We start from the raw sequence: 11859 nt of genomic DNA on the forward strand, positions 1-11859 counted from the left end.
TGCGCGGGGTGCGCGGACGGCGTGGACCGGTGCCCTGGTCATGCGGATCCCAACTGCCGGTCGATGTAGTCGAACACCTCGTCGTCGCTGGCCGCCTCGATCAGGTCGGGGGCCAGGTCGTCCAAGTCGCCCGTGGGGCGGGCGGTGGTGGCCGGTGTCCCGCCGGGCAGCGGGCGGGACAGCACTTCCCGTATCCGGGCGGCGAGTTCGTCGCTGACGCCGTCCGGCGGCAGGGCGTCGAGCAGGGCCTCCAGGGTGTCGAGCCCGGCCCGGACCGCCGCGTCGCCCGTCGGGCGGGCGGCGGCGGCCCGCTCGGCGAGGTGGCGTGCCAGTGCCTCCGGGGTGGGGTGGTCGAAGACGAGCGCGGCCGGCAGCCGCAGCCCGGTCGAGGACACCAGCCGGTTGCGCAGTTCGACCCCGGTGAGGGAGTCGAAGCCGACGTCCTTGAACGGGCGGGCCGGGCGGATCAGGTTCGGCGAACTGTGGCCGAGCACCGCCGCGGCGTTGCCGCGCACCAGGTCGAGCAGGGTCCGGTACAGCTCGGCCTCGGGCAGCTCGGCGAGCTGCCGCGCCATCGAGCGGGCCGGCGCCGCGGCGGAGGCGGAACCGGTACGGGCGGGGCGGACCAGGCCGCGGAGCACGGCGGGCAGTCGGTCGTCCGCCCGCAGCACGGACGGGGCGATCCTGGCCGCGAGCCGGTAGGCGTACGGGGAGTCCAGTGCCGCGTCGAACAGGGCGAGGCCCTCCGCCGAGGTCAGCGCGCCCGCCCCGGCGCCCCGGCCCGCGGTGACCGCGGCGGTCATCTCGCTGCGCTCCTCCCACAGGCCCCAGCCGATGGACAGGCCGGGCAGCCCCTCGGCCCGGCGTTCGGCGGCGAGGGCGTCGAGGACCGCGTTGGCGGCGGCGTAGTTCGCCTGCCCGGCCGCGCCGAACTGGGCGGCGCCCGAAGAGAACAGGACCAGCGCCGCGAGGTCGAGCTCCCGGGTGAGTTCGTGCAGGGCCAGCGCCGCGTCCGCCTTGGGCCGCAGGACGCGGTCGAGCCGGTCCGGAGTCAGCCCCGCGATCGTGGCGTCGTCCAGGACACCGGCCGCGTGGACGACGGCGGTGAGCGGGTGCGCGGCGGGCACCGACCCGAGCAGGGCGGCGAGCGCGGCGCGGTCGGCGACGTCGCAGGCTGCGACGGTCACCGACGCCCCGAGCCCGGTCAGTTCCCGTACCAGCTCCGGCATACCGTCGGCGGATCCGCCCCGGCGGCCCGCCAGCAGCAGGTGCCGGGTGCCGTGCGCGACGACCAGATGCCGGGCCAGGAGCCGTCCCAGGGTGCCGGTGGCCCCGGTGACCAGGACAGTCCCTTCGGGGTCCGGCGGAGCGGGCAGCAGCAGGACGTTCTTGCCGACGCCCCGGGCCTGGCTGAGCGAGCGCAGGGCGGCCGGGGCCTGCCGGACGTCCCAGCCGGTGACGGGCAGAGGACGCAGCACTCCCTGCTGGAACAGGTCCAGGACGTCGGCAAGCATCTCGCCGATGCGCTCCGGACCGGCCTCCATCAGGTCGAACGCCCGGTAGCGCACCCCGGGGTGCTGCCGGGCGACCGTCTCGGGGTCGCGGACGTCGGTCTTGCCCATCTCCACGAACCGGCCGCCGTTCGGCAGCAGCCGCAGACCGGCGTCGACGAACTCCCGTGCCAGGCTGTCGAGTACGACGTCGACGCCCCGCCCGCCGGTGGCCGTCAGGAACGTCTCGGCGAAGTCGGTGGTACGGGTCGAGGCGATGTGCGCGGCGTCCAGTCCGCCAGCCCGCAGGACGTCCCACTTGGCGGGGGAGGCGGTCGCGAACACCCGCGCACCGGCGTGCCGGGCGAGTTGCACCGCCGCCATGCCGACACCGCCGGCCGCGGCGTGGACCAGTACCGATTCCCCGCGCCGCAGTCCGCCGAGATCGAACAGACCGTAGTAGGCGGTGAGGAACACCACCGGCACGGATGCGGCACGGGCGAAGGACCAGCCCGCCGGTATCCGGGCGACGGTACGGCGGTCGGCGACGGCGGTCGGGCCGAACGCGCCCCCGAAGATCCCCATCACCCGGTCCCCGGGTACCAGGTCGTCCACACCCGGGCCCACCTCGATGACGGTTCCGGCGCCCTCGCTGCCCAGGCCCTGCTGTTCGGGGTCGGGGTCCAGGCCGAGCGCGGCGATGACGTCGTGGAAGTTCAGCCCGGCGGCGCGCACCGCGATCCGTACCTCACCCTTGCCCAGCGGGGCGAGGGCCGCCGGAGCGGGCTCCGCCGCGATGTCCTCGAGGGAGCCCCGGCCGTCGGTGGTGAGCCGCCAGGCGGCGCCGTCCGGCAGGGACAGCGTGCCGTCCGGCCGGCCGCCGCGGACCAGCCGCGGCAGCAGCGGCGGGCCGGTCCGCAGCGCCAGCTCGGGTTCCCCGGCGGCGAGCGCCGCAGGCAGGGCGTCCGCCGGCTCGCCGGTCCCGGCCGCGTCGATGAGGACGAAGCGCCCGGGGTGCTCGGCCCGCGCGCTGCGCACCAGGCCCCACAGGGCGGCCTGGGCGGGATCGACGGGACGGTCGACCGGTCCGGTACGGACCGCGTCCCTGGTGAGCAGGGCCAGCCTGGCCGCAGCGAACCGCTCGTCGGCCAGCCACTGCTGCACGAGGGCGAGGCCCTGGTGCGCGGTGGCCCGGACCCGGTCGGCGGGGTGGGGCAGGTCGGCGGTGGCGATGGCCGCCACGATCACCTCGGGGAGGGCGGCGCCCGCTTCGAGGGCGGCCCCCAGGGCGCCGATGTCCTGCCATGACACCGCGCCGGGGACGGCACCGCCGAGGGCGGCCCAGGTGGGCACGGCGCCGTCGGCCGGGTCGGTGGCCGGGGTCCAGTCGAGGCGGTACAGCAGGTCGGCGTGGGCGGTCGCGGAGAGCGGCCCGCCGGCGGCCGGAGGCCGCAGCAGCAGGGCCTCCACGCCGAGCACCTGCCGTCCGGACAGGTCGTGGGCGTGCAGGGTCACGGTGTCCGGCGTGTCGGTGGCGAGCCGCACGCGCAGCGTGGTGGCCCCGGTGGTCCCGCTGGTCACGCCGTTCCAGCTGAAGGGCAGCCGGGCCCGGCCGTCCTGGTCGGGCAGCAGTGCGGCGATCTGGAGGGCCGCGTCCAGCAGCGCGGGGTGCAGCACGCATCCGGCGGCGTCGGCGTGCTGCGGCTCCGGCAGCACCACCTCGGCGAACACCTCGCCGCCGCGGAGCCACGCGGCACGGATGCCGCGGAAGGCGGGGCCGTAGTGGTAGCCGGCCTCGGCGAAGCGCTCGTAGAGGTCGCCGGTGTCCACGGGTTCGGCACCGGACGGCGGCCAGCTCAGCAGACCGGCCGCGGCTCCGGCCGGGTCCCTGGCGGGCCGGGGTGCCAGGGTGCCGGTGGCGTGCTCGGTCCAGGGCGCGTCGGCGTCCCGTGTCGTACGGGCGAACACGCCGAGCCTGCGCCGACCGTCGCCGTCGGGTGCGGCCACCCGGAGCTGTAGGTGGACGGCTCCCTCCTCCGGGAGCACGAGCGCCGATCCGAGGGTGAGTTCCTCGACCACCGGGCAGTCCGCCTCGGCCCCGGCGCGCAGCGCGAGTTCGAGAAACGCCGTGCCGGGGAAGAGGACGACGCCCGACACCGCGTGGTCGGCGAGCCAGGGGTGGGTACGCAGCGAGATCCGGCCGCTGAGCAGCAGCTCATCGGAGTCCGCGACCTGCGTCGCCGCACCGAGCAGCGGGTGCCCGGTCGTGGCGAGACCCGCCGAGGCGACGTCCCAGCTCGTGGTCGGAACGTCGAGCCAGTAACGGCTGCGCTGGAAGGCGTAGGTAGGCAGCTCGACACGCCGCGCCCCCGGGAACGCACCCGACCAGTCCACCCCCAGCCCTCGCTCCCACGCACGGCCCACCGCCCGCAGCACCTGAGCCAGGCCGCCTTCCCCGCGACGCAGCGTCCCCAGCACCGCGGCATCCACACCTGCGGCCTCCACCGACTCCCCCACCGCAACCGACAACACCGCGTGCGGGCTGGACTCCACGAAGAACCGGAAGCCCTCCCCCAACAACGTCTCCGTGGCCTTCCCGAACTCGACGGTCTCCCGGAGATTGCGGTACCAGTACTCCGCGTCCAAAGCCTTCGTGTCCAGCCAACCACCCGTCACCGTCGAGAAGAACGGCACCGAACCCGAGACAGGAACGATGCCGGCCAGATCGGAGAGCAACCGCTCGCGGATCTCCTCCACATGCGCGGAATGCGACGCGTAGTCGACCTCGATCACACGCGCCCGCACCCCCTCACCCATCAGCCCGTCGACCAGTGCCGTCACCGCGTCCGCGTCACCCGACACCACCGTCGACGACGGGCCGTTCACCGCGGCCACCGACAACCGCCCCGCCCACGGGGCGATCCGCTCCCGCACCACACCCACCGGCAGAGGCACCGACGCCATGCCACCACGGCCCGCCAACACCCCCACCGCACGGGAACGCAACGCGACCACCCGAGCCCCGTCCTCCAGACTCAGACCGCCCGCCACACAAGCCGCAGCGACCTCGCCCTGGGAGTGGCCCACCACAGCGTCCGGAACGACACCGAACGAACGCCACACCTCCGCCAGCGACACCATCACCGCCCACAACACCGGCTGCACCACATCCACCCGCGCCAACAGCGCCTCCGAACCCAACACCTCCGCCAACGACCAGTCCACATAAGGCGCCAGAGCCCGCCCGCACTCCGCCATCCGCCCCGCGAACACCTCCGACTCACCCAACAGCCCCGCGGCCATCCCCACCCACTGCGAACCCTGACCCGGGAACACCAACACCACCCGACCGGAAACCAACCCGCCGCCGGGCACCGCAGCACCCTGTGACAGCGCGGCCAGGTGCTCGGCGAGGTTCTCCTCCGTGCCCACCAGCACCGCGCGGTGTCCCAGCGCGCTGCGGCCCGTGGCCAGGGAGAAGGCCACGTCCACGGCGCGGACGCCCGACCCGTCTCCGATCCGGGCCGACAGCGCCGCAGCCTGGGCGCACAGCGCCTCCGGAGTGCGCGCCGAGAGGAGCAAGGGGACGGCGGCGGGTACGGTCCCCGGTGTCCCGGACCCGTCAACGAGCCCGTCTGCGGGGGCTGTCGGGTCGGTCGGGGCCTGTTCGAGGATGACGTGGGCGTTCGTGCCGCTGACGCCGAAGGAGGACACCCCCGCCCGGCGCGGACGGCCCGTGTCGTCCCACGCACGGGCCTCCGTCAGCAGTCGGCCGGCCCCCGCGGACCAGTCCACCTCGGGCGTCGGACCGTCCACGTGCAGCGTCTTCGGCATCACGCCGTGCCGCAAGGCGAGCACCGACTTGATGACCCCCGCCACACCGGCGGCAGCCGAGGCGTGTCCGATGTTGGACTTCAGCGAGCCGATCCACACCGGCCGGTCCGCGGGCCGGTCCTGCCCGTACGTCGCCAGCAGCGCCTGCGCCTCGATCGGGTCACCCAACCGCGTCCCCGTACCGTGCGCCTCCACCACGTCCACCTCGGACGCCGTCAGCCCCGCATCCGCCAACGCCGCACGGATCACCCGCTGCTGCGACGGACCGTTCGGCGCCGTCAGACCATTGCTCGCACCATCCTGATTCACCGCCGAACCACGGATCACCGCCAGCACCGGATGCCCGTTGCGCCGCGCATCCGACAACCGCTCCACCAGCAGCATGCCCGTGCCTTCGCCGAAGGCGGTACCGTCGGCCGCCGCGGCGAAGGACTTGCAGCGGCCGTCCGGAGCGAGTCCGCCCTGTCGGCTGAACTCGACGAACAGTTCGGGGCTGCACATCACGTTGACGCCGCCGGCCAGGGCCAGCGAGCATTCGCCGGATCGCAGCGCCCGTACCGCGAGGTGCAGGGCCACCAGCGAGGACGAGCACGCGGTGTCCACGGTGACCGCGGGGCCTTCCAGGCCGAAGAAGTAGGCCAGGCGTCCGGAGACGACGCTTCCCGAGTTGCCGGTGCCGAGGAATCCCTCGACGTCCTCGGGGATGTAGGGCAGCAACCGGGCCGCGTAGTCCTGCTGCATCAGGCCGACGTACGTACCGACCGGGGCGCCGCGCAGGGTGGACGGGTCGATGGCCGCGCGCTCGAAGAGTTCCCAGGTGGTTTCCAGGAGCAGCCGCTGCTGCGGGTCCATCGCCGCCGCCTCGCGCGGCGAGATGCCGAAGAACTCCGCGTCGAACCCGGCCGCGTCGTGGAGGAAGCCGCCGTCGCGGGTGACGGAGGTGCCGATGCGGTCGGGATCGGGGTCGTAGAGCGTGTCCAGGCTCCAGCCCCGGTCGGTGGGGAACCCGGAGATGCCGTCGCGGCCCTCGGCCAGCATCCGCCACAGGTCCTCGGGTGAGCGGACATCGCCGGGGAGGCGGCAGGCCGCGGAGACGATCGCGATCCGGTCGTCGTCCGCGTCCCGGTTCCGGTCGGCCGACCCTGCGGGTACGGCGGGCATGACGGCCCTGGCCGCTTCCGTGTCCGTGAGTCCGGCGCCCAAAAAGTCCGCGAGCGCGGCCGGGGTCGGGTGGTCGAACACCAGGCTGGCGGGAAGCCGCAGGCCGGTGGCGGCGTTCAGGCGGTTGCGCAGTTCCACCGAGGCCAGTGAGTCGAAGCCCAGTTCGCGGAAGGCCCGTCCGGGGTCGAGGGTGTCCGGGGAGGCATGGCCGAGGACCGCAGCGGCGTGGGTGCGGACGAGTTCGACGAGCAGCCGGGTCTGTCCGGTGCCGTCGAGGGCCGCGAGGCGCCGGCGCAGGGCGTTGTCGTCGGCCGTCGCCTGCGCGGCCGTGGCCGCCCGGCGCGGCGGTGTGCGCACCAGGCCGCGCAGCAGCGGCGGCAGAGTGCCCTCCGCCGCCGCGGACCGCAGGGCCGCGGTGTCGAGGCGCATCGGGACCAGGGCGGCCCGGTCCACGGTGAGGGCGGTGTCGAAGAGCGCGAGTCCCCGCTCGGTGGAGAGCGGCGGCATCCCGGACCGGGCGAGGCGTCGTACGTCGTCCTCGTCCAGGTGTCCGGTGAGGGCGCTGGCCTGCTCCCACAGGGTCCAGGCCAGGGCCTGGCCGGCCAGGCCCGCCGCCCGACGCTGGACGGCCAGGGCGTCGAGGAAGGCGTTGGCGGCGGCGTAGTTGGCCTGTCCGGGGCCGCCGAAGGTGCCTGCGGCCGAGGAGAAGAGCACGAAGTGCGTCAGATCGAGGTCGCGGGTCAGTTCGTGCAGGTGGAGGGCGGCGTCGACCTTGGGGCGCAGCACGGCGTCCACCCGTTCGGGGGTGAGTGCGGTGACGACGCCGTCGTCGAGGGTGCCCGCGGTATGGACCACGGCGGTCAGCGGGTGCGCGGGCGGCAGGTCCGCGAATACGGCGGCCAGGGCGACCCGGTCGGCGGCGTCGCAGGCGACGATGGCGGCCTCGGCTCCCAGCGCGGCGAGTTCGGCCCGCAGTTCGTCGGCTCCGGCGGCGGCCGGGCCGCTGCGGGAGAGCAGGAGCAGGTGCCGGACGCCGTGCCCGGTGACCAGGCGGCGGGCGACGTGGGAGCCGAGCAGGCCGGTGCCGCCGGTGATGAGGACCGTGCCGTCCGGGTCGAAGGCCCGGAGGGGCCCTGCCGCGTCGTCCGAGAGGTCCGGGTCGTTCCTGAGGACCCGGGCCAGCCGGGGTACGCGGACGTCGTCGCCGCGGACCGCGGACTGCGGTTCTCCCGAGGCGAGGGCCGCGGCGACGCCTGCGGAGGTGCCGTGCTCGTCGTCGGCGTCGAGGTCGAGCAGGGCGAAGCGCCCGGGGTGTTCGGACCGGGCCGAACGGACCAGGCCCCAGAGCGCGCTGTGCGCGGGGTTGCGTACGTCCTCCCCCTCCCCGGCGCTGACCGCACCCCGGGTGGCGAACACCAGGCGAGAGTCGGCGAAGCGGTCGTCGGCGAGCCAGGTCCGGACGTCGCTGAGGGCTTGGTGGACGACCGCGCGGACCACCGCGGCCGGTCCGGCCGTGTCCGTGGGCTCCGCGCAGGCGAGCAGGACCGTTTCGGGCACCGGAGCTCCGGCGTCGACGGCGGCCAGCAGCCTGGCCAGGTCCGCGGTGCGGTGAACGGGTGCGCCGCTGCCGCGCGCGGGTGTGGTGACCCACTCCGTCGCATAGAGGTCCTGGTGGCGGCGGCCGTGAGGGGCGCGGTCGGCGCCGAGGCTGACGGTGCCCGCGGGCCGCAGGACCAGTGCGTCCACGGTCGCCACGGGGGCGCCGGTCGCGTCGACGACGGCGAGCGTCACCGCGTCGGGCCCGGCCGGGGCGAGCCGGACGCGGATCGCGCCGGCGCCGGTGGCGTGCAGGGTCACGCCGTTCCAGGAGAACGGCAGCCGTCCCTCGGGGTGGGCCTCCGCGCCGGGGGTGCCGGGCACACCGGTGGCGTGCAGGGCCGCGTCCAGCAGGGCCGGGTGCAGGCCGAAGCGGGCGGCATCGGGTGCGGGCCCAGCGGGTACGACGGCCTCCGCGAACAGCTCGTCGCCGCGCCGCCAGACCGCGTTCAGGCCCTGGAAGGCGGGACCGTAGGCGAATCCGGCCGCCGCGAAGCGGTCGTACAGTCCGTCGAGGGCGAGGGGTTCGGCGCCGGGCGGCGGCCAGGGCATCGGCCCGTCGGCCTCGGCGCCTTCCGCGCCGTCCTGGGCCAGGACGCCTTCGGCGTGCCTGGTCCACTCGTCGCCGTCGGGGTCACCGTCGACGGGTGTGTCCGGCCGGGAGTGCAGGCTGAGCGGGCGGTGGCCCAGGGAGTCGGGGGGGCCCACGGTGAGGCGCAGCACGGTGCCGCCGTGTTCGGGCAGCACCAGGGGGGCCTCGAGGGTGAATTCCTCGACCCGGGGGCAGCCGACGCGGGCTCCGGCCTGGAGCGCGAGTTCCAGGAAGGCGGTGCCCGGGAGCAGTGCCCGGCCGCCGACGGCGTGGTCGGCGAGCCACGGGTGGGTGCGGGCCGACAGGCGGCCGGTGAGGAGCAGGCCGTCGCTGTCCGCGAGGACCACGACGGCGCCCAGCAGCGGATGGTCCGCGGGGGTCAGTCCGGCAGAGGTGACGTCGCCGACGGGCGCGGCTCCGTCCTCCAACCAGTACGGGTCGCGTTGGAAGGCGTAGGTGGGCAGTTCCACCCGTCCGGGGCGGCGGTCGGCGAAGACGGTGTCCCAGTCCGGGGAGACTCCACGCAGGTGGAGTTCGGCCAGGGACTCGGTGAACCGGCGCGGGCCGCCGTCGTCGCGGCGCAGGGTGCCCACGGCGGTGGCGTCGGCGCCCGCGTCCTCGGCGGTCTCCAGGACACCGACGGTGAGGACGGGGTGTGGGCTGCTTTCCAGGAGGACCTGGTAGCCGTCGGCGAGCAGGGCGCGGGTCGCCTGTTCGAAGCGGACGGTCCCACGGAGGTTGCGGTACCAGTAGTCGGCGTCCAGGGCGGTGGTGTCCTCCAGCAGGCCGCCGCTGAGGGTGGAGTAGAAGGGGATGGCGGACGGGCGGGGGGTCAGTCCGTCGAGCCGGGCGAGCAGTTCGGTGCGGATGTCCTCGACGTGGGCGCTGTGCGAGGCGTAGTCGACGGGGATGCGCCGGCTGCGGATGTCCAGGGCCGTCGTCCGGTCGAGGAAGGCGTCGAGCGCGTCGGTGTCGCCGGAGACCACGGTGGAGGCGGGTCCGTTGACGGCGGCGACGGAGAGCCGGCCGTCCCAGGGGGCGAGGTGTTCGGCGACCTGTTCGGCAGGCAGGGCCACCGAGGCCATGCCGCCGCGGCCGGACAGCGCGCGGATGGCGCGGCTGCGCAGGGCGACGACCTTCGCCCCGTCCTCCAGGCTCAGCGCTCCCGCCACCACGGCGGCGGCGATCTCGCCCTGGGAGTGGCCGATGACCGCGCCGGGGGTGATGCCGTGGGAGCGCCACAGTTCGGCCAGGGAGACCATGACGGCCCACAGCACCGGCTGCACCACGTCGACGCGTTCGGCCGGCGGGGTGCCGGGAGCGCCGCGCAGGACGGCTTCCAGGGACCAGTCGACGAATGGGGCCAGGGCACGCTCGCAGTCCGCGATGCGGGCGGCGAAGGCGGGGGCGGAGTCGAGGAGTTCGACGGCCATGCCGGCCCATTGGGATCCCTGTCCGGGGAACACCAGGGCGACTTCGCCGCCGGTTCCGGCAGTGCCCAGGACCAGGCCGGGGGCGGTGCGGCCGGCCACCACGGCATCGAGGCCGGCCCGGAACTCGTCGGGGTGGGCGCCGATCAGGACCGCCCGGTGCTCGTGCGCGGCGCGGGTCGTCGCGAGGGCGTGGCCGACCTCGGCCGGGCCGGGTCCGGGGTGGGCGTCGAGGTGGTCGCGGAGCCGTGCGGCCTGGGCGCGCAGCGCTTCGGCGGTGCGTCCCGAGAGCACCCAGGGGAGGACGGCGGGGGCGGCGGGTTCGTCCGCCTGTTCCAGCACGGGTTCGTCCGCCTGTTCCAGGACGACGTGTCCGTTGGTGCCGCTGACGCCGAAGGAGGACACCGCGGCCCGGCGCGGCCGTCCGGTCTCGGGCCAGGGGGTGTTCGCGGTGACCAGGCGTACCGCGCCCGCGGTCCAGTCGATCTGCGGGGACGGGTCCTGCGCGTGCAGGGTGGGCGGGACGGTACCGTGCCGCATGGCGAGGACGGTCTTGATGACGCCGCCGACGCCGGCCGCCGCCTGGGTGTGCCCGATGTTGGACTTCAGCGAGCCGAGCAGCAGCGGCTGCCCGTCCGCGCGGTCCTGCCCGTAGGTAGCCAGCAGGGCCTGGGCCTCGATCGGGTCGCCCAGCGGGGTGCCGGTGCCGTGCGCCTCGACCACGTCCACATCGGCGGGGGTGAGTCCGGCGTTGGCCAGGGCGTGGCGGATGACGCGCTGCTGGGCGGGGCCGTTGGGGGCGGTGAGCCTGCTGCTGGCGCCGTCCTGGTTGACGGCGGTGCCGCGGATCAGGGCGAGGACCGGGTGGCCGTTGCGCCGGGCGTCCGAGAGGCGCTCCAGCAGGAGCATGCCGACGCCCTCGCCCCAGCCGGTGCCGTCGGCGGCGGCGGCGAAGGACTTGCAGCGGCCGTCCCGGGCCAGGCCGCCCTGGCGGCTCATCTCCACGAACGGAACGGGTGTCGACATGACCATCGCGCCCCCGGCCAGGGCCAGGGTGCAGTCGCCGGCCCGCAGGGCTTGGGCGGCGAGGTGGATGGCGACCAGCGAGGAGGAGCATGCGGTGTCGATGCTGACCGCCGGGCCCTCCAGACCGAAGGTGTAGGCGACGCGGCCCGAGGCGACGCTGTCGGAGCTGCCGCTGCCGACGTAGCCGGCCACGTCGTCGGGGACCTGGCGCAGCCGTACCGCGTAGTCCTGGTACATCACCCCGGCGAAGACGCCGGTCCTGCTGCCCCGCAGGGTCGCGGGGTCGATACCGGCCCGTTCGAACGCCTCCCAGGTGGTCTCCAGGAGGAGCCGCTGCTGCGGGTCCATCGCGAGCGCTTCGCGCGGGGAGATCCCGAAGAATCCGGGGTCGAAGTGCCCGACGTCGTCGAGGAATCCGCCCAGGGCGGTGTGGCTGGTGCCCTCGCACAGTTGTTCCGGGTCGTCCAGGTGGTCCAGGTCCCAGCCCCGGTCGCGGGGGAAGCCGGTGATGGCATCGGTGCCGTCGGTGACCAGGCGCCACAGGTCCTCGGGGGACCGTACGCCGCCGGGGTAGCGGCAGCTCATCGCGACGACCGCGATCGGTTCGCGGCCCGCTTCCTCGGCCTCGGTCAGGCGCCGGCGGGTGTGGTGCAGGTCCGCCGTCACGCGCTTGAGGTAGTCCCTCAGCTTGTCGTCGTTCACCATTGGGGGCCGCCGTCCTGGTTCGCGG

General features: G+C 75.1%; 1 protein-coding gene. It reads right to left on the reverse strand.

From position 1 onward, the window contains the following. Positions 1-38: 38 nt before the first annotated feature. A complete protein-coding gene (locus ACZ51D_RS01965; protein ID WP_465660824.1) occupies positions 39-11834 on the reverse strand; it encodes an SDR family NAD(P)-dependent oxidoreductase in 11796 nt (3931 codons plus the stop codon). Between the last annotated feature and the right edge of the window lie 25 nt (positions 11835-11859).

The sequence above is a fragment of the Kitasatospora sp. NPDC033851 genome (assembly GCF_055576085.1).

Excerpts from the sequence above, each read along its gene's own strand:
- ACZ51D_RS01965 (WP_465660824.1), bottom strand. The coding sequence starts at position 11,834 with ATGGTGAACGACGACAAGCTGAGGGACTACCTCAAGCGCGTGACGGCG.